Source organism: Pseudomonas brassicacearum (assembly GCF_003732175.1).
GTDB classification, from domain to species: Bacteria; Pseudomonadota; Gammaproteobacteria; order Pseudomonadales; family Pseudomonadaceae; genus Aquipseudomonas; species Aquipseudomonas brassicacearum_G.
Genome location: NZ_MOBI01000024.1, coordinates 117,810 through 139,643 on the forward strand (window position 1 = coordinate 117,810; position 21,834 = coordinate 139,643).

Consider the following 21,834-nt stretch of genomic DNA (forward strand, 5'->3'; position numbering starts at 1 on the left):
ATCAGCGCGGGTCTCGGGTTCTAGTCGGACGTGTGGCTCACGACCCTGAGGCAGAGGGTGGCGTCTGCGTGAAGAACAATTCTTTGGCCTGTTGCGGGCTGATCTCACTGCGATAGACCGCAATCAGCTCGTGATTGCTGGTTGTCGCACGCCAGTCGAAGCGCCCCTTCAATAATCGTTGGTCACGGGTTTTCAGGTGAGCCGCCGTAAACGAATCGGCAGGGCCCGCCAGCCCGGCGTAATGGAAGTGAGCGTACCACAGCGGTTTCCGGGTTTTTCGGTCAAGAATTTCGTATTCCTGAAGGTAATCCTTCCCAGGGCTTTTGAGTCGTCTGCGTTCGCCGTTGCGGATGATGTCGACAGCGTTTTTGCTCCGTAGCCACTCGATGCGTGCGGCAGTGGGAGGTTGCAGTTTGATCATTTCCAGCCGGGTTATATGACCCTCCGAGTAAAGCCGTGCGACCGCTTCAGTGAGCTGTTTTTTCAGGGTTTTGGCTGAATCCGATTGAGTGTCCGTGGTGTTGCCGGTACGCAAGGCCTCTTCAATACCGTCGGCTGCGCGCTTCAGCTTCCGGGCTTGCTGTTGGAACATGTCCTCTATTTCCACCGGAATCCGGTTCGGGCGCTTTGCGTGTGCTCTGGTTCGTTGGATGAAGGCTTCCAGACCATCGAATAGCGCTTGTCCGAGCGTTATCCGGGCACCCAGATCCAGCTTCGGATCTGTTGTCGGCGCGGGTTTTCCGGTCTCTCGTTCAAGCCAGACGCCGGGCGTTTTCTCATGAAAGGTAGCAATGACTTTGCCCGTCATCGGCTCGGTGACGTCGACCAGAACCTCATCGATCGGCGTGTCCTTGCGGACTTCACCGACGACTATGCCCTTGTAACGGGTCTTGATGATTTTTTTGCGCGGCGGTGCAGTGACTCGTGAGGGACCAGGCTTGGGCTCCAGGGCCTCTCGCTCGCGCAGCAACTGCACCAGGTAGTTGACCGTCGCCTGATCGAACTCATTGGTTCGCTTGCGCAGACGGTCAAACTGCTGCTGAGCAAGCTGCTCGGGGTAGTCGGTTGCGAAGTCTTCAAGGCGCTGGTCGATGGCTGCGAACTGACTCACCAGGGTATTGAGGGTCTCGATGCGTTCACCAAGGTTGAGCTCGTTATCCTCAAGGGTCACATCCAGGGATGCCTGAATGGTCAGATCGGCATCCTCACCGATACTGTTCATGGCAATCCTGGCCTCGGTCATGAGGGGGGTATTGCTGTCTTTCAAGCACAGCTCCTTGGCCAGGGTGACCTGGAATGCTTTCAGATCCTGCACGTCAAAGGTGGGTAATTTCTGCTTGTACTCTTGGGTCAGTTCGGCGGCATTCTTTCCGAGCACGCTCAGTTCCTCGAAGCGCGAATGAGCGAATTCGATCTTGTTGATGAGCTCTTCGGTCAGATCCGTCATTTTCTGCAGCGTGCCGCGATCCAGCTCTTTTCCTCCTGTCTCCGCTTGTTCAAGAAGTTCGAAAGTACGTCGTAGCGTCTGGTTATAGGTGGTTTGCTGTTGATCGATCCGGGTTTGATTGAAGAACAGCTGAGTACCCAGCAGTTCGACCATGGCGGTACGGTAATTGGGCACCGTATCGAGCCTGTTCAGGGTTTTCAGCCGGTCGAGCGCAACGTCATAGTCCTTCAGGCGCGTGTCCAGTTTGTCGAGAAACAGCTGGCGCCTGGCTTCAGCGGATGTGCCGGGTGCATTGTTCAGGGCTGTATGGGCACTCGCCAGCTCGGCGCGTTTGCTGTCCATTTCCAGGTCGAATGCAGCCAGTTGTGTGCGAAGTTCGGCGATGCGTGCTTTGTTCTCGCGCTGCATCTGCTCCCTGCGACTTTTCAAGCCGCCGCCACGCAGTCGTAGCCGGGTATCGATGAACCATTCACCGGCTGTGTTGCTGATCAACAACGGGCCTGTACGTACAGGCGATTGTCGGGAGTCAGTGATCAGCACATCGTCGTTATCGTTTACGGTGACCTCAAACCATCGTTCGCTCACCTTGGCGTACCATTTTTGCCCGAGGGGTGAGAGGTGTTGGTGCGGACCTTGCTCGATCGCGGGTTGGCCAAGGCCTTTGGGTTTTGGAATCTTGAAGCTATCGAGCAGGTGTCCCAGGCTCAAGCGAGAACGGATCAGTGCAGTGTCTGAGTGCAGCGATGTTTCGTGTAAGGCAGGCAGGGTGTCAGTGGCGACATCGGGTTTGCGGGTCACGCTGACTTTGTCTGGAAGAGCTGTCTCTCGTGGCCCGCTGCTATGGGGTGTTGTGGTTTTCTGTGCGGATTCGCGCGGTGCGGTTGCGTGACTGACGAGCACCATCGCGAGGGTCAGGAAAACGTCGGTCAAGGCGGCCCACTCGTGCTGGCCATCGGCATTTTCCCTGGCATCGGCTGCCTGTTGCAGGTCATCCATGATCTGCCAGATCCAGGCAGCGGTGCCCACCGTGCGTCCGAGGAAAGGCAACGCGGCATTAAAGATCATCCAGGCACTTTGCTTGAGCGTGGCCCAACGATTTTCAGCGTTTGATACCGATTGCCGGTCCGCCAGAGTGATCAACGCGCTGGCATTGGCGTTGAAGAGCGTTGGCATCAGATCATCTTCGATCACCCTTTCACCGAAGGAAATCGAGCCTGTCATCGTCAGCGGCGTCAGTGGATCGACCAGCAATTGCGACAGGCTCCAGACCGAGGGCAGCTCACCAGGGAAAACGTAGCGGGCATAGTTGGTGCGGGCGCTGTCAGGTAACCAGGCGAGCACAGACAGGCGTAATTCTTTCGAATGTTTGATCGCGTACAGCAGATTCTCGGTAGAGGGGTACTGCATCAGCGCGGGGGTGAGCAATGGCCGGTAGAGCAAGACCGGTCCGGTGCCCTGAACACTTGGGCCGATCACGAACATGTTATCGACCTCATCGGGCGTAGCGTCAGGCTCGAGACTCGGGAAGAAGGCCAGCGGGCGCATGACGATCTCATGCCCGTCCACTTGGCGGTTCTCGCTGGAAGACTCCATGACAGCGGCCACGTATCGATAGCCCCGCTCATCGATGCCGGCCTCGCCGCGGATTTTGTTTTGCAGTGCCAGCAGTGGCAGTTGCAGGCGCAAATGACGGGCGTAGAGGTTTTGTCTGCGCGGTGTGTCCAGGGTGGCGTCGATCAATGTGCGCTTGATGAGTGCGGGGTAGGTCTGGCCGATGTTTACCTGACTCACCAGGCCTTCGAGGTAGGTTGGTGTCATCCATACCGGGACCGCATCAGCGTTTTTGCAATGCACGATCTTGTTGCCAAGAGGGATCGCAATCAGGTTTTCCAGTGCAAGTTCGGTAAGAGGAATTCTGGTGATATCGGTCTTGCCGGGAAGCACGAAGGTGCCCCAGACGACGGCGCTGGTGACGACGATTTCGATGTCTTCGAGTTTCAGCTTCGCTGCGTCGGGATGTTCTATGAGCATCTGACGCCGAATGGCCTGGAGGGCAAAGTCCTGGATCGATGGAATGCCATCCTGAAAGGATCTGCCTGCGTTTTCACCTTGCAGTTGTGCCAGGTCCAACAAGTATCGGCTGTAGGAGCTGAGATCCGCTGACGAGGCCTTCGCGAGCCAGGCGGGTAGCAAGTCGTGTATTCGGTTATAGCGCGAATACTCTTTGGCGCTCACCCCATCGAAGTCGTTCGCGACGCTGCTGACGTGATGCCCGGGTTTGGATGCAGGACGTGGAGTGGAGGGGTCTATAACGCCTATTGCGTCGTTTTGACTGGCAATTATGGTGCAAGCCAGGAGGTCGAAAAAGTTGCCGCTCGGCTCAAACAGCCGCCATTGCATGGCAGTTGCTGGCGTTTCGAGGTGGGCGAGCAATGACTGGCCCAGTTGCTCCAGGGTGTCGAACGACTGGAAGTCGTTGGCAATCGAATACGTGAGGATCAGTGCGCGCGTCCCGACAACACCGATCAGCACAGCGATATCAAGGAGGCGGACGTGTTTCGACGTTTCGCCGTCCTGAATATCCAGATCGATCAGATAGCTCCTGCTCAGGTATTTGTCGTGGGGTAGCCGTACCGCCAGGTCCGGGTAATTGAAGAGGTTGCGGGCCATTGCGCACTGATCGTCGTCCCAGCCTTTGACGTTGTCGACATTCCAGATCTTGTGCAGCGAGCGAGACAGTTCCTGCCAACGGGGCATTGCCGCGCTGCCGGTCTGGTTCCAGAAGTCCAGCTGCTGTTCTTGATACGCCACGAACAGCAATGGCGCGAGCTCGTTGATCAGGCGTCCGATCGCATCGATTTTGACTGGGAGCTGGATCGGTGTGCCGCCGTTTGGTTGCCGCGAGAGGTAATGTTCGCCATCGATATAGGTCACGGCTGTTTTGTGCAGGCCATGCCTGACCAGCGTACCTGTGAGTGATTCAACCCGACTGATGCCGGGCACCACTTCCCCCTCGATGATTTGCCATGTCGGCGTCACGACGAAGACGAGAGAGGGATTGATGTCCAGTTGAGGGTACAGCGCTTTGAGTGCCGGCCGCAGTGCGGTTGAGGAAACCTCGCGGATTGAGGGACCGGAGGACAGTTGCCTTAGTAAATCACTGAAGAGGGGGGCCGAGGCGCCGGATACCGGCCTGGTCGTTGAACTGTCGGGCATGGTCATTTCCTTATGACGTTTTGCTGGCGGTTGAGTACACCGCCGACTGGCTGAATCGCAAGGTAGAGAGCTGGCGATGGGGCCTGGTGGTATTTAGTTAGGACAGTCAAAAAAAAGACCCGCACAGGTGCGGGTCTTCGAGTTCAGCTCAGTGAGCGTTTCAGGTACCCGATTTGATCTTGGTCCAGGCCCGGGTCCGCGCCCGTTCCGCGTCGCGCGGCAGCGGTTGCAGGGTGTAGAGCGTGCTCATGGCCGCTTCGGTCGGGTACAGATTAGGGTTGGTACGGATCGCCGGGTCGACCATTTCCGTGGCGTCCTTGTTCGGGTTTGGATAACCGACAAAGTCGCTGACCGGCGCGATGACTTTCGGTTGCAACAGGTAGTTCATGAAGGTGTAGGCGTCTTCCGGGTCTTTCGCCCCTTTCGGGATCGCGAGCATGTCGAACCAGATCGGCGCGCCTTCTTTCGGCAGGCGCATGTCGACGATCACTCCGTTCTTGGCTTCCTTGGCGCGGTTGGCGGCCTGGGAGAAGCTGCCGGAGTAACCGACGGCGACACAGATATCACCGTTGGCGATGTCGGCCATGTACTTGGACGAGTGGAAGTAGGTGATGTACGGGCGAATCTTCATCAGCAACGCTTCAGCCTTGACGTAGTCATCCGGCTTTTTGCTGTTCGGGTTCAGGCCCAGGTGCTGCAGGGCCAGCGGCAGAATCTCCGACGGCGAGTCGAGCAGGGCCACGCCGCACTGCTTGAGCTTGCTGATGTTCTCTTCCTTGAAGATCAGGTCCCAGCTGTCGACCGGTGCGTTGGTACCCAGCGCGGCCTTGACCTTGTCCGGGTTGAAGCCGATCAGGATAGTGCCGTACATGTAGGGCACGGCGAATTTGTTGCCTGGGTCGTTGGCTTCGATCAGCTTCATCAGCTTGGGATCGAGGTGGTTCCAGTTCGGCAGTTTGCTGCGGTCCAGTGGTTGGAATACCCCGGCTTCGATCTGCTTGGCGAGGAACACGTTGGACGGCACCACTACGTCGTAACCGGAATTGCCGGTGAGCAGTTTGGCTTCCAGCGCTTCGTTGGTGTCGAAAATGTCGTAGACCAGTTTGACCTTGGTGTTCTCGGCCTTGAAGTCTTCCAGGGCTTTGGGGGTGATGTAGTCGAACCAGTTGTAGACCCGCAAGGTGCGCTCTTCGGCGTGTACGGCGCCGCTGAGGACCGTGGCGCACAAGGCAGGGACGATCAAACGCTTGAGTCGGTTCATTGTTCTAATTCCTCATTGGGCGCTTTTGAAACCTTCGAGAACGTTCACGGCATTGATGCCGATTTCTTCCACCGCGTAGCCGCCTTCCATCACGAACAGGGTCGGCTTGCCGAGGGCGCCGATGCGTTCGCCCATCACCAGGTAATCCGGGCTGTCGAGCTTGAACTGGGAGATCGGGTCGTCCTTGAAGGTGTCCACGCCCAGTGACACGACCACGATATCGGCGCCGTAGTGCTCGATTTCTTTGCAGGCCTGTTCCAGCGCGGCGCTCCAGGTGTCCCAGCCGGAACCTGCGGGCAGCGGGTAGTTGAAGTTGAAACCTTCTCCTGCGCCTTCGCCGCGTTCGTCTTCGTAACCGAGGAAGAATGGAAATTCAGCTTCCGGGTGGCCGTGGATCGAGGTGAACAGCACATCGCTGCGCTGATAGAAAATCGATTGGGTGCCGTTGCCGTGGTGGTAGTCGACGTCGAGGATCGCGACTTTCTTGTGGCCTTGATCGAGGAATGCCTGGGCGGCGATGGCGGCGTTGTTGAGGTAGCAATAACCGCCCATCAAGTCGCTGGCGGCGTGATGTCCCGGTGGACGGCACAGCGCAAACGCACTGCGCGCACCACCTTGGATCGCAGCTTGGGCGGTCAGCGCGACTTGCGCCGCGCTATACGCCGCTTGCCAGGTGCCGGCGGTGATCGGTGCACCACCGTCGAAGCTGTAATAGCCGAGTTGGCCATGCAGACTTTTCGGGATGACCGTGCGCAGGGTGCGCGCCGGCCAGGTGTACGGCAGCAAATCGCCGTCGCGTTCAAACTCGGTCCAGCGCTGCCATGCGCCTTTGAAGAACGTCAGGTAGTCGTCGCTGTGGATGCGCTGGATCGGCCCCAGACCAAAATCCTGCGGCGCTTGCACCGGCCCCAGGCTGCGGGATTGAACCCGTGCCAGAACGTGGTCGGCCCGCGAGGGCATTTCGAAGCAGGGCATCAGTTGCCCGTCCATCAATTCGCAGCGTCCGTGGTGCAGATGGTGATCGTCCGAGTAGATCGTCAGCATTTTCTTGTTCTCCGCAGGCTGATTCGGTTGAACACAGTCTTGCGGCGTGCGGCGATTCAGAGAACGGCAGGAAAGGCCAAAAGGGGATCGATGTGGCCAAAACATGTGACCGGAATTCGCCCCTTATTGGCGCGAGTGTGCGCCAGCTAAGGGCATGGAATGCTGAGCTGTCTGCGGGATTCCGAGTGTTCTTGAGGACGCTATCGCGAGCAGGCTCGCTCCCACATTGGATCTGTGATCAACGCAAATCCACTGTGGGAGCGGGCTTGCTCGCGAAGACGGTATTCCGGACACAACAGCACTCAAGGCCTGAACTGACTCGGCGCCACGCCGCTCCAGCGCACAAACGCATGGCGGAAACTTGCGGTCTCGCTGAAGCCCAGCGCCTCGGCGATGCGGTAAATCGGCAGTTGGTCTTCGTACAGCATCTGCTTGGCGCGCTCAAAGCGCAGTTCGTCGAGCAATTCCTGATAGCTGCACCCCAGGTCCTTGAGGTGCCGGCGCAAGGTCCGCGCCGAGCAGTTCATCTGCTCGGCCAGACCTTCAAGGCCTGGCGCGGCGTCGAGTTGAGCGGCGAGCAGTTGGCGGATGCGGCCCAGCCACGCCTGACGCCCGGTGAATTCGGTGTTCTGTTTGCGACAGCGTTCGGCCATGGCCTGATGGGTGATGATGTCGGCCAGCGGCAAGGGCTGGTCGAGCCAGTTTTTGTCGAAGGCGAAGGCGTTATCGATGCAGTCGAAGCGCAGTGGGCAATCAAAGTGCGTCGCATAGCTGGCCTGATAGTCCGGTGCCGAATGTTCGAAACGGGCACCCAGCAGCGGCAGCGGATGACCTAGCAGGTCATCACAGATGACTTTCATCGAGACCAGGCAGAATTCGATGTTGAACACCGCCAGCGCCGGGTTTTCCCTATAGTCGCCGGCGGTGAGCCAGATGCGCTCGCCATCCTCCTCCTCCAGGCTCAGCTCGAAAAGTGTTCCCAACAGCGCCGGATAGCGCAGCGCCAGACGCAAAGCGTCACCTAAGGTGGCACTGGTGAGCAAGGCATAACCGAGCATGCCGTAAGAGGAAACGTGCATGCGCCTGCCCAGTTCCAGGCCGATGTCGCGCTTGAGGGCGACGGCGTTGACGCAGACCTGCATCTCTTGGCTGGTGGCGATCCGCATGTCGGCCCGGCTCAGATCCGCTGCACTGATGCCGCTGCCGGCCAGCAGCGCTTCGCTGGACAGGCCTTCGGCCTTGAAGGTGTTGAGCACCAGGGAGACGGCGTTGAGGGTCGTGAGGTGGGAGTGGAGCATGGGCGATTCCAGCTTGGGAGTGCCGGAAAGGGGAGCAAGTTGTATGCCTAGCTACAAACCTGTGGGAGCGAGCCTGCTCGCGATGACGGTGTATCAGTCAACATCAGTGTTGAATGGTTGACCGCTATCGCGAGCAGGCTCGCTCCCACAGGTTGTGTACCGTGTCAGATCAGTTCGCCGCAGAGGTCCAGCTCAACCAACCGCCGAACCTCAGCGGTATCCAGATCCGCACCCAACAGCGCATGCAATTTGCCAAACGCGGCTTCACGGGTCATGCCGCCACCGGACAACACGCCCACGCCACGCAAGCGGCTGCCTGCCTCGTAGACGTCCAGCTCAACCCCGCCTTCATGGCATTGGGTGATCGCGACCACCACGACCCCCTGATCCCGCGCACGCGCAAGGCTGGCGAGAAACTCAGGGTTATCGCTCGGCCCGGTGCCGCTGCCGAAGCATTCCAGCACCAGACCCTGGATGCCGCTGTTCAGCACGCCATCGAGTTGCTGCGCGCCGATGCCGGGGAACAGTGGCAGCACGCCGACCTTGGCCAGTTGCTTGGCCTGACGGTACTCAAGCGCTGTCGGCAGGGCAGGCGCTTTAACGCCGCCGCCCTGGCGTTGCAGGCGAGCAAACGGGTGCCGACCAAAGCTGCGAATCTTCGCGCAACGGGTCGGGTCCAGCAGCTCGCCGTGGAAGTACAACTGCACGCCCGGCGCCAGGCCTTGGCCGAGGGCGACCAGTGCACCGCCGAGGTTTTCCCAGGCATCGCTGTCGGGCACGCCGGCCGGCAGCATGGAACCGGTAAACAGCACCCGTGCGTGCAGGCCGAGCAATTGAAAACTCATGGCGGCGGCGCTGTAGGCCAGGGTGTCGGTGCCGTGCAGGATCAGCACGCTGTCGCAGCCGTCGACTTCGACCGCTTCGATGACCGCGTCGCGCAGGCGCTGCCAGTAGGCCGGGGTCATGTTGGCGCTGTCGATCAGCGGGGTCATTTCTCGGAAGCGCCAGTTCGGCACCACCAGGTCAGGCTGGCTATGCAGGTAGTCGCGCATCCGGGCTTCGAAACCGGACGCCGGGGCCAGGCCGTTGGCGCTGGCTTGCATGCCAATGGTGCCACCGGTGTAGAGCACCATGACGTGCTGCGCAGCAGGGTAGGAATTGGAAATCATCAGGTGGTCTCCGCAAGAGATGACTGTGGGAGCGAGCCTGCTCGCGATAGCGGTATGTCAGACACCGCTATGTCGACTGTCAGTCCGCTATCGCGAGCAGGCTCGCTCCCACAAGTAGTTCACTTTAGCTGACGGGCGCAGAGGATGCGCCCGTCGTTTACCGATCAGCGTTGCGCTGCGGTCACGCCTTGAGGCTCGGCTTCGGCCTTTGGGGAGGCGGCTGGCGGGTTGGCTGGCCAGGCTTTGAGGTCCAGGTCCAGGTCCGGGAATTTGCTGGAGTCGAACACTGGTGTCTTGATCCCGGCGCGGCGTTGAGCGTCGTAGTCATTCAGGATGCGCATGCCAACGTTGAACAGCAGGAACAAGGCGATCAGGTTCACGAACGCGAGCATTGTCATGGTGATGTCGGCGAAGGCGAACACGGTGCTCAGGTTTTCGATGGCACCCCAGAAGATCAACGCCAGTACCATTGCGCGGTAGCCGATCAGCACCTTGCGGTTTTCACCGATCAGGAAGCGCAGGTTGCTCTCGCCCAGGTAGTAGTTGTAGAGGATCGAGGTGAACACGAACAACGCCAGCGCGACGCTGATGAACATCCGGCCCCAATCACCGACTACGGCGGCCAGGGAGTTCTGGGTCAGGGCAATGCCGTCGCCTTCGAAGCCTGGTGTGTAGAAACCCGACAGCAAGATCAGCAACGCAGTGCAGGTGCAGATCACGAAGGTGTCGAGGAACACGCTGAACGCCTGAACCACGCCTTGTGCGACCGGGTGCTCGACCGAAGCCACGGCTGCGACGTTAGGCGCACTGCCCAGGCCGGCTTCGTTGGCGAACACGCCGCGCTTCACGCCCATGACGATGGCGCTGCCGATCAGACCGCCGAAGGCCTGGTCCAGACCGAATGCGCTCTTGACGATGGTCATCAGCATGCCCGGCACATGGTCGAATTGCAGCACGATCACGTAGATGGTCACGCCGATGTAGACCAGGGTCTTCACCGGTACCAGCAGGTCGGCCACTTTGGCGATCCGCTTGATCCCGCCGATAAACACCAGGCCCAACAGCACCGCCAGGCCCAGGCCGGTGTAGGTGGTGTTCAGACCGAAGGCGTTATTGAGCGAGTGGGTCACGGCATGGGATTGCAGGCCGTTGAAGGCGAACCCGAAGGTCACCAGCAACAGGAATGCCATGATCATGCCCAACCAGCGCTTCTGCAGGCCGTGCTGGATGTAGTAGGACGGGCCGCCACGGTACTGACCTTCGGAGTCGCAGCGCTTATAGAGCTGGCCGAGGGAGCATTCGAAGAAGCTGCTGGACATGCCGACCAGTGCGGTTACCCACATCCAGAACACTGCGCCCGGGCCACCGAGGGTCACGGCGATGCCGACACCCGCGATATTGCCTGCGCCGACGCGGCCGGCGAGGCTGAGCATCAGGGCCTGGAAGGAGCTGAGTTGCTCGCTGCTGCTACGCAGGCTGTCCTTGAAGACCGAGAACATGTGTAGGAAGTGACGCAATTGGACGAAACGCGAGCGGATCGTGAAGTAGCTACCGAGCCCGACAATGAGCACGATCAGTACTTTCCCTGAGAGGAAGTCGTTGATGACTTCGAGCATGGAGTATTCCTCGCTGTTTTTTGTGTAGGCGATTGTTGGCGGTCGAAACATCGCGTTACACCGGTCTGTGCACGGCACAACGGATGGGGCGATGTTCGTCCCGGATCCATATCGCGGGTTTGTTATTAGTTCGGGTTTCGCATGGGTTTGGGTCTCGTTACCGACGACCGCTCACGCGAAGAGGGGCGGCACTATACCTATCAGTGCGGCGTCCGTCTGCACGGTTGTGGTGCGAACGATAAAACAAGGGGCTGCAAGATCAAAAAATCGCAGCCTTCGACAGCTCCTACGGGTGCACGTCAATCCCTGTGTAGGAGCTGCCGAAGGCTGCGATCTTGGCGGTATTGAAAACACACGACATGTTTGGAAAATCCGCAAAAGATTTAAAAAAAAGGGCCCGGAGAATGAACTCCAGGCCCTCAAAAGGTGAGAGGTGTCTAGTCCCTCGACCTGGTGAGCAGTAACTACAGCGTTAGGCTTTCAGTGGTACCAGACGCGGAGCAATCATGTTTTCCGGGCGCAGGATGTCGGCGAGCATGGCGTCGTCGAGCAAGCCTTCTTCGCGCACCAGTTCCAGCACGCCGCGGCCGCTTTCAAGGGCGATACGGGCGATGCGGGTGGCGTTTTCATAACCGATATACGGGTTCAGCGCGGTGACCAGGCCGATCGAGTGTTCGACCAGTTCACGGCAGCGGGCTTCGTTGGCGGTGATGCCGACGATGCAGTGCTCGCGCAGCATGTCCATGGCGCGTTGCAGCAGGCGGATCGAGTCGAAGATCTTGAAGGCGATCAACGGCTCCATCACGTTCAGTTGCAACTGGCCGCCTTCGGCCGCAATGGTCAGTGCCAGGTCGTTACCGATGATCTGGAAGGCCACCTGGTTAACGGCTTCAGGAATAACCGGGTTGACCTTGCCCGGCATGATCGAGCTGCCCGGCTGACGCGCTGGCAGGTTGATTTCGTTGATGCCGGTGCGTGGGCCGCTGGACAGCAGGCGCAAGTCGTTGCAGATCTTCGACAGCTTGACCGCGGTGCGCTTGAGCATGCCGGAGAACAGTACGAAGGCGCCCATGTCGGAAGTCGCTTCGATCAGGTCGGCAGCCGGTACCAGCGGTTGACCGCTGATCAGTGCCAGGCGCTGAACAGCCAGGTGCTGGTAACGCGGGTCGGCGTTGATGCCGGTACCAATCGCGGTGCCGCCCAGGTTCACTTCGGTCAGCAGTTCCGGTGCCAGTGTCTTCAGGCGTGCCAGGTCTTCGCTCAGGGTGGTGGCGAAGGCGCGGAATTCCTGGCCAAGGGTCATCGGCACGGCGTCTTGCAGCTGGGTACGACCCATCTTCAGAACGTGGCTGAATTCTTCACCTTTGGCAGCGAACGACTGGATCAGGCTGTCGAGGCTGGCGAGCAGGGCGTCGTGACCCAACAGCAGACCCAGGCGGATGGCCGTCGGGTAGGCGTCGTTGGTCGACTGCGCCATGTTCACGTCGTTGTTCGGGTGCAGGTATTGGTATTCGCCCTTGCTGTGGCCCATGGCCTCCAGCGCGATGTTGGCGATGACTTCGTTGGCATTCATGTTGGTTGAAGTGCCAGCGCCGCCTTGAATCATGTCCACCACGAACTCTTCGTGGAAATCGCCGCGGATCAGACGGGCACACGCTTCGCTGATGGCAGCGTGCTTGACTTCGCTCAGGTGACCCAGCTCGCGGTTGGCGTCAGCAGCAGCCTGCTTGACCATTGCCAGACCCACAACCAGCTTCGGGTAATGCGAAATCGGAACGCCGGAGAGACGGAAGTTGTTCACCGCTCGCAGGGTCTGGATGCCGTAATACGCTTGAGCTGGTACTTCGAGTACGCCAAGCAGGTCTTTTTCTGTGCGGAAAGATGCAGCGGAAGACATGATAGAAATCATCTCGATATGGACCCGGTCTGTGCCGGAACGCTACGGATGCTAGGCTTGTGGAAAATTTTGGGCCAATGCTGTTAAGCACTGCCCTATGCACATTCGGCATAATGTCTGTGTGACGCCGTGTGTGCGGTGAGCGTGTGACCTAAATTGGTGCGTGTCCGGGAGGACGTGATGAATCTGGAAAGCAAATGGCTCGAGGACTTTAGTGCCCTGGCCGCCACCCGCAGCTTTTCGCAGGCCGCCGAACGGCGCTTTGTGACTCAGCCGGCATTCAGCCGGCGGATCCGCAGCCTGGAAGCCGCGCTGGGGCTGACCCTGGTCAATCGCTCGCGCACACCCATCGAACTGACGGCGGCGGGGCAGTTGTTTCTGGTCACGGCGCGTACGGTGGTCGAGCAACTCGGCGAAGTGCTGCGGCATTTACATCACCTCGAAGGCGGGCAGGGCGAAGTGATGCAAGTCGCTGCCGCTCACTCCCTGGCCCTGGGTTTCTTTCCGCGCTGGATCGCACAACTGCGCAATGAAGGCCTGAATATTGCCACGCGGCTGGTGGCGACCAACGTCGGCGACGCCGTCCATGCGTTGCGCGAAGGCGGCTGCGATCTGATGCTGGCGTTTTATGACCCGGATGCGGCCATGCAAATGGACCCGGAGATTTTCCCGTCACTGCACCTGGGCGACACCGAAATGCTCCCGGTCTGTGCGGCCGATGCGGATGGCAAGCCGCTGTTTGACCTCGAAGGCGAGGCCAGCGTGCCACTGTTGGCCTACAGCGCCGGGGCTTTTCTCGGGCGTTCGGTGAACATGCTGCTGCGCCAGCGCGCGCTGCGTTTCACCACCATTTATGAAACCGCCATGGCCGACAGCCTGAAAAGCATGGCGCTGGAAGGGCTGGGCATCGCCTGGGTGCCGCAGCTCAGCGTGCGTGCCGAACTGGCACGCGGTGAGCTGGTGGTCTGCGGTGGCCCGCAATGGCACGTGCCACTGGAGATTCGCCTGTACCGCTGCGCGCTGGTGCGCAAGGCCAACGTAAGGCTGTTGTGGCGCAAGCTGGAAGGCAGCGCAGCGCAGGGTACGCCTGGCTCTGGAGCACAATGAAGAACCCTGTGGGAGCGAGCCTGCTCGCGATGACAGACTAACATTCAACATCAATATTGAATGTCCTGACGCTATCGCGAGCAGGCTCGCTCCCACAAGGGATTCGTGTTGTATTGGATTGACCTTAAAGTCAATAAAACCGGCACTTTGCGCCATATGACAGATGGTCGCGCGGGGGGCTGTTTATCTGCTTCATTGAGGTATACTGCGCGGCCTTCGGCCGGTTTGACTGGCCATAATTCGTACAATCAAGCCACGCATTTTGCGTGGCTTGTTGTTTTTTGACGCGCCTGCGGGCGCCCAGAGAGAAGAGGCACGACGATGAGCGCACTGGTTGGCGTGATCATGGGCTCCAAGTCCGATTGGTCCACCCTTAGCCACACCGCCGATATGCTGGAAAAGCTCGGCATCCCTTACGAGGTGAAAGTGGTCTCTGCCCACCGCACCCCGGACCTGCTGTTCCAGTATGCCGAAGAGGCCGAGGCCCGTGGTATCGAGGTGATTATCGCCGGTGCCGGCGGCGCGGCCCACTTGCCTGGCATGTGTGCGGCCAAGACCCACCTGCCGGTGCTGGGCGTGCCGGTGCAGTCGTCGATGCTCTCGGGTGTCGACTCGCTGCTGTCGATCGTGCAGATGCCGGCGGGCATCCCGGTCGCTACCCTGGCCATCGGCAAGGCCGGCGCGATCAACGCAGCCCTGCTCTCGGCGAGTATCCTGGGCGCCAAGCACCCGCAATTCCACGCGGTGCTGAAAACCTTCCGTGCTGAGCAGACAGACAGCGTCCTGGACAATCCAGACCCACGCATCGCCTGAGGTTGTTGACGATGAAGATCGGTGTAATCGGTGGCGGCCAGTTGGGTCGCATGTTGGCCCTGGCAGGTACGCCGCTGGGAATGAACTTCGCTTTTCTGGACCCCGCGCCGGATGCCTGCGCAGCTGCGCTGGGTGAGCACCTGCGGGCCGATTACGGCGATCAGGATCACCTGCGCCAGTTGGCCGATGAAGTGGACCTGGTGACCTTCGAGTTTGAAAGCGTCCCTGCCGAAACCGTGGCCTTCCTGTCGCAATTCGTTCCGGTTTACCCGAGTGCCGAAGCGCTGCGCATTGCCCGTGATCGCTGGTTCGAAAAGAGCCTGTTCAAGGACCTCGGCATTCCGACGCCGGCCTTCGCCGATATCCACTCGCAAGCCGACCTGGAGGCTGCGGTAGCCACCATCGGCCTGCCCGCCGTACTGAAAACCCGCACCCTGGGTTACGACGGCAAGGGCCAGAAAGTCCTGCGCACCCCGGCTGATGTGGTCGGTACCTTCGCCGAGCTGGGTAGCGTGGCCTGCTTGCTGGAAGGCTTCGTGCCGTTCACCGGTGAAGTTTCGCTGATCGCCGTGCGCGCTCGCGATGGTGAAACGAAGTTCTACCCGCTGGTCCACAACACCCACGACAGCGGCATTCTCAAGTTGTCCGTGGCCAGCACCGACCATCCCTTGCAGGCCCTGGCCGAGGATTACTCCAGCCGCGTGCTCAAGCAGCTGGATTACGTCGGCGTGATGGCGTTCGAGTTCTTTGAAGTCGACGGTGGCCTCAAGGCCAACGAAATCGCCCCGCGCGTACACAACTCTGGCCACTGGACTACTGAAGGCGCCGAGTGCAGCCAGTTCGAAAACCACCTGCGCGCCGTTGCCGGCCTGCCGCTGGGTTCGACTGCCAAGGTCGGTGAGAGCGCGATGCTCAATTTCATCGGTGTGGTACCGCCGGTGGAGAAGGTCATCGCTATCGCCGATTGCCATCTGCACCACTACGGCAAGGCGTTCAAGGTCGGCCGCAAGGTCGGTCACGCCAACCTGCGTTGCGCCGACAAAGCCACGCTGGAGCAGCAGATCCTCAAGGTCGAAGCGCTGATTGCCGAATAGTTTCATCTGGCAGCGACGGAACCTTCGGTCGCCGCCGTTCTCTGATGGCAGGATGCCAAGGTCTGACTAGGCTTTGGCATACCTACATCATTCAGAGGGAAACGCCATGCACATCATTGGAACCATCTTCATCGGCTTGATCGTTGGCCTGTTGGCTCGTTTCCTGAAACCAGGTGACGACAGCATGGGCTGGATCATGACCATCCTGCTCGGCATTGGCGGTTCGCTGGCCGCGACTTACGGTGGTCAGGCGCTCCATATCTATGAACCTGGGCAAGCCGCGGGTTTCCTCGGTGCACTGGTGGGCGCGATTGTTTTGCTGGTGATCTACGGTCTGATCAAGAAAAACACCTGATTCAAGCGACAAAGCCCTCTCTGCCGCACGGGCAGAGAGGGCTAGAATGCTCGACGATTTACTGACTCCTCTTTGCCGAGCACATTTTATGCGCCGTCTTCTGCTGACTCTTCTATTGCTGGGCACTGGCCTGGCCCACGCCGGTGAACTGCCGGAAACCGACTGGCTCGAACTGATGCCCAAGTCGGACCAAAAGGCCCTCGAGGCCATGCCTGAAATCGACCACAACTCGCCCGAAGCCAACGGCACCTTTACCGACAAGGGTGGCTTGAAGCAGAGCAAGGGCTTGCCGGCGGTGATGTATTCGACCAAGACCGTGGCGTCGATGAACGACAAGAACATCCGCATCGGCGGGTATCCCGTGCCTTTGGAAACCGATGCCAAGGGTCGCAGCACGCTGTTCTTCCTGGTGCCGTACCCTGGCGCCTGCATCCACGTGCCGCCACCACCGCCTAACCAATTGGTGCTGGTGCGCTATCCGAAGGGCTTGAAGCTGGACGATATCTACACACCGCTGTGGGTCACCGGCACGCTGAAGATCGAGAAGGTCAACAACGACCTGGCCGATGCGGCCTATGCACTGGATGCGGCAAAAGTGCGGGCGGTCAAAGAGTCGGATTTGTAACACGCCAGCTGGCTTGGCACTGATCAAATGTGGGAGCGAGCCTGCTCGCGATGGCGGTGTAACAGTCAACATAGATGTTGGACGTTATGGCCTCATCGCGGGCAGACGAACGTCGCCCGGCTCTTCCCACAGTGGTTTTGTAGTGTTGCTTATAGAGGTTTGCTGGCGATGCTCACGCCCAACGTATGACTCGCCCCCGGTGCCAGGGTCACGATGTCATCCATCACGTTGGCCGTTTCGATGCACAGCATGCGCTGCCAGCCGTCATCGGCCATGTCACTGAACTGCGCCGCGCGCGCAATCCACGGGTTCCAGATTACCGCCGAGCGCGAACCGCTGCTGGTCAGCTCGATGCGTCGTTCCCAGGCAGGATCGACGATGCTCAATTGCGCCGGTGTATTCAGGTAGATCCGGTCGGTTTCCCCGGAAAAACGCAGGTCGCCGTTCTGAGTCACGGTTTTCCAGTTATCCAGGGTTTCGATGTAGTTCAGCCCGTCCAGGCCTTCGACGTGTACGTTGCGTACATCGCTGACCGCGTAGTAGCTGTGCAGCGCCTGACTGATGGTGACGGGGGTACTGCCCTGGTTTTGGCTGGTCAGGTTGATATGCAGCTGCTCATCCAGGCGAATGCTTAGTTTCAGGTCCACCGGATACGGCCAACCCGGCAAGCCGCCTTCGAGGTAGGGCAGGACGAATTCGACCTTCAGGCTTTCGCCTTCGGCTTCAATCGCACCCAGTTCCCAGTCCATCGCCCGCACTAAACCGTGGGCGGTCGGCGGTTCGTTGCTGATGCGCATCGCCTGAACGCTCGGCGGGTTGCGCTCCAGGTTGCCAAACCACGGCCAGCACACTGGAACACCGGCGCGGATGCTTTTGCCGGTTTTGAACACCGCTTCATCGTTGAGCCAGATCAGTGGCGGTTGCCCGGCCAGTTGATAACTGAGGATGTGCGCGCCTTGTTGGGCCACCAGCAATTCGGCCTGACCGTGGCGGATGCGCCAGCAGTTCAGTTCATCCAGTTTCACGGCTTCAACGTTGGGAGTCGGCATGTTGCGCATCTCGTTCAGGATCAATGACGTCAATGGACCGTAAAATGGCCGCCGGGTTTAACGCTTGCCCGGTTTAACGAGCTCTGGGCGGAACCGAGCGGGTGCGGCCGCTGCCATCGATGGCGACGAACACGAACACCGCCTCAGTGACTTTACGCCATTCGCTGGACAGTGGATCGTCGCTCCAGACCTCGACCATCATCTTGATCGAGCTACGGCCGATTTCCGTTGCCTGGGTATAGAAGGACAGTTGCGCGCCCACGGCGACCGGCACCAGGAAGGCCATGCGATCGATCGCCACGGTGGCGACGCGTCCGCCCGCGACCTTGCTGGCCATCGCCGTACCGGCCAAATCCATCTGAGACACCAGCCAGCCGCCGAAAATATCGCCAAAGCCGTTGGTTTCGCGGGGAAGCGCGGTGATTTGCAGGGCCAGATCGCCTTGCGGAATAGGATCTTCTTGTTCGAGCTCTATCATGCCAGGGGTGCCTCTGAGCCGTGACTCTTGGAATATGCAGCGGGTGAATAGCCGTCTTGGGAAAAACGATTCAGCCCCGAACATACTACGTTCGTCACGTTTTCCATAAGGCGTGCTAAAGGGAAACTCTGCGAAACCGGCTGACAAAGGCCAACGACGTTTTCGCACAGCAACCCCTTACAAAGTGTTGCACGGTTGCGAGTATATCGGTCGGTAGACTCCGAGACGACCATCGGGTTCTCATTTTGACTGCCAAATACGCGCTTTCCTGTGCTTTTTCGAACAATTTGCTATCGTGCCGAACCTGCCCAAGCCCCTGCCAGCGTTGTTGGGGTTGCGGATCTGACTATAAGAGAAGCCCTTGCCATGACCACAGCGCCATCGAGCATAGCGACACCCACGCAACCTGCGCGCCCCTTGACCGCTAACGACTACAAGACACTGTCGCTTTCCGCTTTGGGCGGCGCGCTGGAGTTTTACGACTTCATCATCTTCGTGTTCTTCGCCACGGTCGTTGGCAAGTTGTTCTTCCCGGCGGACATGCCCGAGTGGCTGCGGCTGATGCAGACCTTCGGTATCTTTGCCGCGGGTTACCTGGCGCGGCCACTGGGCGGCATCGTCATGGCGCACTTCGGCGACCTGCTGGGGCGCAAGAAAATGTTCACCCTGAGCATTTTCATGATGGCCGTACCGACACTGATCATGGGCCTGCTACCGACGTACGCGCAGATCGGCCTGTGGGCGCCGATCCTGTTGCTGCTGATGCGGGTGATCCAGGGCGCGGCGATTGGCGGTGAAGTGCCGGGGGCCTGGGTCTTCGTTTCCGAACACGTGCCACAGCGGCACATCGGCTACGCCTGCGGCACGCTGACGTGCGGCCTGACCGCCGGCATCCTGCTCGGCTCGCTGGTCGCCACCGCAATCAACAGCCTCTACACCTCTGAACAAGTGGCTGATTACGCCTGGCGTATCCCGTTCCTGCTCGGCGGTGTGTTCGGCCTGTTCTCGGTCTACCTGCGCCGGTGGCTGCACGAAACTCCGGTGTTCGCCGAGCTGCAACTGCGCAAGGCGCTGGCCGAAGAGGTGCCGCTGCGTGCAGTGTTGCGTGATCATCGCGGCGCCATTGCCATCTCGATGCTGCTGACCTGGCTGCTGTCGGCCGGGATCATCGTGGTCATTCTGATGACCCCGACCGTGCTGCAAACCATCTATCACTTCTCGGCCACGACCGCGCTGCAAGCCAATAGCGTGGCCATCGTGTGCCTGAGCCTGGGCTGTGTGATCTCCGGCGCGCTGGCGGATCGCTTCGGCGCTGGCCGGGTGTTCGTGTTTGGCAGCGCAGCGCTGCTGGCGACGTCCTGGACCTTCTACCACAGCCTGTTCAATCACCCCGACTGGCTGTTCCCGCTGTACGCGCTGACCGGCCTGTTCGTCGGCACGATCGGCGCAGTGCCGTTCGTGATGGTCAAGGCGTTCCCGGCCGTGGTGCGCTTCAGCGGCCTGTCGTTTTCCTACAACCTGGCTTACGCGATCTTCGGCGGCCTGACCCCGATGGTCGTCACCCTGCTGCTTAAGGAAAGCCCGATGGGGCCTGCCTACTATGTGGCAATCATCTGCAGCATTGGCATCCTGGTGGGTGGTTACCTCTGGAAGAACGACCGCTAAATCTGCCTGGATGATCGTTCCCACGCTCTGCGTGGGAATGCCGCCATGGACGCTCTGCGTCCGCCTCGATCATCTCCTGTAAAAAGCCAAATGCTGGCCTTTCATCTAATTGTCATATTCAGGTCATAGAGTGTTCATACGGCCTGCCGATACTTGGCCCCGACTTAACACACCCTATTTGCTAGGAGTAAGGCATGAAACTGAAGCGTTTGATGGCGGCAATGACGTTTGTCGCTGCTGGCGTTGCAACTGCCAACGCGGTAGCCGCTGGTGTAGACCCAGCCATCCCGGCTTATACAAAAGCCACTGGTGTTTCGGGCAACCTGTCCAGCGTCGGTTCCGATACCCTGGCCAATCTCATGACCCTGTGGGCTGAGAACTACAAAAAAGAATACCCGAACGTAAACATCCAGATTCAGGCCGCTGGCTCCGCCACTGCGCCACCTGCGTTGACTGAAGGCACCTCCAACCTGGGCCCGATGAGCCGCAAGATGAAGGACACCGAACTGGCGGCCTTTGAACAGAAGTACGGCTATAAGCCAACCGCTATCCCGGTTGCCGTGGATGCCCTGGCCGTGTTCGTGCACAAGGACAACCCGATCCAGCACCTGACCATGGAACAAGTCGACGCGATCTTCTCCTCGACTCGTCTGTGCGGCGCTAAAGCAGAAGTCAAAACCTGGGGTGACCTGGGCGTGACAGGCGACCTGGCCAACAAGCCGGTTCAACTGTTCGGTCGTAACTCGGTATCCGGCACGTATGGCTACTTCAAAGAAGAAGCCCTGTGCAAAGGCGACTACAAGCCAAACGTCAACGAACAACCAGGCTCGGCTTCGGTCGTGCAATCGATCAGCTCTTCGCTGAACGGTATCGGTTACTCGGGCATCGGCTACAAAACCGCCAGCGTGAAGACTGTGGCTCTGGCCAAGAAAGGCAGCACTGACTACATCGCAGACAGCGAAGAAAACGCCCTGAACGGCAAATACCCGCTGTCGCGTTTCCTCTACGTTTACGTCAACAAAGCTCCGAACAAGCCTCTGGCCCCGCTGGAAGCCGAGTTCGTGAAACTGGTTCTGTCCAAACAGGGTCAGGAAGTTGTAGTGAAAGACGGCTACATCCCACTGCCAGCCAAGGTTGCCGCCAAGGCACTGGCTGACCTGGGTCTGCAAGAAGGCGGCGCTGAAGTCGCAAAAAAGTAAAACCCTGATTCGGGGCTAGCCCCGGATCTGTAGGAGTGAGGCTGGTGTGGCGAGGGGGCTTGTCGGAACGCCGCAACGCCCCGTTCGACTGCGAAGCAGTCGTAAATCGGTCGATGCTTAGAATGCGGTGACTGATTTTCGGGGGCGCTTCGCTCCCCAACGGGGGCAAGCCCCCTCGCCACAGATTGCTCCTACCTCCCAATTTTCCAGTCCGCTGCCAGTTCACACGGGCGGCGGATTTGTTGCGTCACTGCATTGTCATCTTTCTGTCATACAGGACCGCTAGGGTGTGCGCATGAATGATCTGGCCAATTCCACCATGACTACCAATCCCCCCAAGCGAATTGACTTCAATACGCCTGAGCTCCAACGCAAGCGTCGCATTCGCGCGCTAAAAGACCGCCTGACCCGCTGGTACGTCCTCGTCGGCGGCCTCGCCGTACTCGGCGCGATCACGCTGATCTTCTTCTTCCTTGGCTACGTCGTTGCGCCACTGTTTCA

Annotated in this window: 16 protein-coding genes; 7 read left to right on the forward strand and 9 right to left on the reverse strand. The window is 59.6% G+C overall.

Annotated features, from left to right (window positions below; all coding sequences use genetic code 11):
• Positions 1-37: 37 nt before the first annotated feature.
• From BK658_RS23585 to BK658_RS23620, 7 genes are all read right to left on the reverse strand, one after another.
• Positions 38-4,663: a coiled-coil domain-containing protein gene (locus tag BK658_RS23585; protein ID WP_123584410.1), complete on the reverse strand. Its 4,626-nt coding sequence runs from the start codon at positions 4,661-4,663 to the stop codon at positions 38-40.
• Positions 4,664-4,823: 160 nt separating this feature from the next.
• Positions 4,824-5,924: a polyamine ABC transporter substrate-binding protein gene (locus BK658_RS23590; RefSeq protein ID WP_123584411.1), complete on the reverse strand. Its 1,101-nt coding sequence runs from the start codon at positions 5,922-5,924 to the stop codon at positions 4,824-4,826.
• Between the two features lie 12 nt (positions 5,925-5,936).
• A complete protein-coding gene (locus BK658_RS23595; protein ID WP_123584412.1) occupies positions 5,937-6,968 on the reverse strand; it encodes a histone deacetylase family protein in 1,032 nt (343 codons plus the stop codon).
• 302 nt (positions 6,969-7,270) lie between these two features.
• Positions 7,271-8,266, reverse strand: a complete 996-nt coding sequence (locus BK658_RS23605) for an AraC family transcriptional regulator (RefSeq protein ID WP_123584414.1) — start codon at positions 8,264-8,266, stop codon at positions 7,271-7,273.
• A gap of 164 nt (positions 8,267-8,430) precedes the next feature.
• Positions 8,431-9,435, reverse strand: coding sequence for an asparaginase (locus BK658_RS23610; RefSeq protein WP_123584415.1), 1,005 nt, complete (start codon positions 9,433-9,435; stop codon positions 8,431-8,433).
• A gap of 164 nt (positions 9,436-9,599) precedes the next feature.
• Positions 9,600-11,051, reverse strand: a complete 1,452-nt coding sequence (locus BK658_RS23615) for an alanine/glycine:cation symporter family protein (RefSeq protein ID WP_123584416.1) — start codon at positions 11,049-11,051, stop codon at positions 9,600-9,602.
• Between the two features lie 472 nt (positions 11,052-11,523).
• Positions 11,524-12,948: an aspartate ammonia-lyase gene (locus BK658_RS23620; RefSeq protein ID WP_123584417.1), complete on the reverse strand. Its 1,425-nt coding sequence runs from the start codon at positions 12,946-12,948 to the stop codon at positions 11,524-11,526.
• A gap of 180 nt (positions 12,949-13,128) precedes the next feature.
• Here BK658_RS23620 and BK658_RS23625 point away from each other — a divergent pair, with 180 nt between their 5' ends.
• The 5 genes from BK658_RS23625 to BK658_RS23650 all read left to right on the forward strand — a co-directional run bounded on the left by BK658_RS23625 (position 13,129) and on the right by BK658_RS23650 (position 16,942).
• A complete protein-coding gene (locus BK658_RS23625; RefSeq protein WP_123584418.1) occupies positions 13,129-14,055 on the forward strand; it encodes a LysR substrate-binding domain-containing protein in 927 nt (308 codons plus the stop codon).
• Positions 14,056-14,376: 321 nt separating this feature from the next.
• Positions 14,377-14,868 (forward strand): 5-(carboxyamino)imidazole ribonucleotide mutase, encoded by a 492-nt coding sequence (purE, locus tag BK658_RS23635; RefSeq protein WP_019694319.1) that lies wholly within the window; start codon positions 14,377-14,379, stop codon positions 14,866-14,868.
• Between the two features lie 11 nt (positions 14,869-14,879).
• On the forward strand, positions 14,880-15,962 hold the full coding sequence (locus tag BK658_RS23640; protein WP_123584419.1) for a 5-(carboxyamino)imidazole ribonucleotide synthase: 1,083 nt from the start codon (positions 14,880-14,882) through the stop codon (positions 15,960-15,962).
• 106 nt (positions 15,963-16,068) lie between these two features.
• A complete protein-coding gene (locus BK658_RS23645) occupies positions 16,069-16,317 on the forward strand; it encodes a GlsB/YeaQ/YmgE family stress response membrane protein (RefSeq protein ID WP_123584420.1) in 249 nt (82 codons plus the stop codon).
• Between the two features lie 88 nt (positions 16,318-16,405).
• Positions 16,406-16,942: a DUF3299 domain-containing protein gene (locus BK658_RS23650; RefSeq protein ID WP_019694316.1), complete on the forward strand. Its 537-nt coding sequence runs from the start codon at positions 16,406-16,408 to the stop codon at positions 16,940-16,942.
• A 149-nt stretch (positions 16,943-17,091) separates the two neighbouring features.
• Here BK658_RS23650 and BK658_RS23655 read toward each other — a convergent pair whose 3' ends face one another.
• The gene (locus BK658_RS23655) at positions 17,092-17,991 is read right to left on the reverse strand and encodes a D-hexose-6-phosphate mutarotase (protein ID WP_123584436.1); all 900 of its coding nucleotides are present in this window, start codon (positions 17,989-17,991) and stop codon (positions 17,092-17,094) included.
• A 73-nt stretch (positions 17,992-18,064) separates the two neighbouring features.
• The gene (locus tag BK658_RS23660) at positions 18,065-18,469 is read right to left on the reverse strand and encodes an acyl-CoA thioesterase (protein WP_019694314.1); all 405 of its coding nucleotides are present in this window, start codon (positions 18,467-18,469) and stop codon (positions 18,065-18,067) included.
• A gap of 366 nt (positions 18,470-18,835) precedes the next feature.
• Here BK658_RS23660 and BK658_RS23665 point away from each other — a divergent pair, with 366 nt between their 5' ends.
• Complete coding sequence (locus BK658_RS23665; RefSeq protein ID WP_123584421.1) at positions 18,836-20,134, forward strand: MFS transporter; 1,299 nt, start codon at positions 18,836-18,838, stop codon at positions 20,132-20,134.
• A gap of 194 nt (positions 20,135-20,328) precedes the next feature.
• Entirely contained in the window at positions 20,329-21,333 is a 1,005-nt protein-coding gene (locus tag BK658_RS23670; protein WP_054594764.1) for a phosphate ABC transporter substrate-binding protein PstS, read from the forward strand.
• Positions 21,334-21,834: the final 501 nt, after the last annotated feature.

Coding starts and splice junctions, on each gene's coding strand:
- BK658_RS23585 (WP_123584410.1), bottom strand. CDS start 4,663: ATGCCCGACAGTTCAACGACCAGGCCGGTATCCGGCGCCTCGGCCCCC.
- BK658_RS23590 (WP_123584411.1), bottom strand. CDS start 5,924: ATGAACCGACTCAAGCGTTTGATCGTCCCTGCCTTGTGCGCCACGGTC.
- BK658_RS23595 (WP_123584412.1), bottom strand. CDS start 6,968: ATGCTGACGATCTACTCGGACGATCACCATCTGCACCACGGACGCTGC.
- BK658_RS23605 (WP_123584414.1), bottom strand. CDS start 8,266: ATGCTCCACTCCCACCTCACGACCCTCAACGCCGTCTCCCTGGTGCTC.
- BK658_RS23610 (WP_123584415.1), bottom strand. CDS start 9,435: ATGATTTCCAATTCCTACCCTGCTGCGCAGCACGTCATGGTGCTCTAC.
- BK658_RS23615 (WP_123584416.1), bottom strand. CDS start 11,051: ATGCTCGAAGTCATCAACGACTTCCTCTCAGGGAAAGTACTGATCGTG.
- BK658_RS23620 (WP_123584417.1), bottom strand. CDS start 12,948: ATGTCTTCCGCTGCATCTTTCCGCACAGAAAAAGACCTGCTTGGCGTA.
- BK658_RS23625 (WP_123584418.1), top strand. CDS start 13,129: ATGAATCTGGAAAGCAAATGGCTCGAGGACTTTAGTGCCCTGGCCGCC.
- purE (WP_019694319.1), top strand. CDS start 14,377: ATGAGCGCACTGGTTGGCGTGATCATGGGCTCCAAGTCCGATTGGTCC.
- BK658_RS23640 (WP_123584419.1), top strand. CDS start 14,880: ATGAAGATCGGTGTAATCGGTGGCGGCCAGTTGGGTCGCATGTTGGCC.
- BK658_RS23645 (WP_123584420.1), top strand. CDS start 16,069: ATGCACATCATTGGAACCATCTTCATCGGCTTGATCGTTGGCCTGTTG.
- BK658_RS23650 (WP_019694316.1), top strand. CDS start 16,406: ATGCGCCGTCTTCTGCTGACTCTTCTATTGCTGGGCACTGGCCTGGCC.
- BK658_RS23655 (WP_123584436.1), bottom strand. CDS start 17,991: ATGCCGACTCCCAACGTTGAAGCCGTGAAACTGGATGAACTGAACTGC.
- BK658_RS23660 (WP_019694314.1), bottom strand. CDS start 18,469: ATGATAGAGCTCGAACAAGAAGATCCTATTCCGCAAGGCGATCTGGCC.
- BK658_RS23665 (WP_123584421.1), top strand. CDS start 18,836: ATGACCACAGCGCCATCGAGCATAGCGACACCCACGCAACCTGCGCGC.
- BK658_RS23670 (WP_054594764.1), top strand. CDS start 20,329: ATGAAACTGAAGCGTTTGATGGCGGCAATGACGTTTGTCGCTGCTGGC.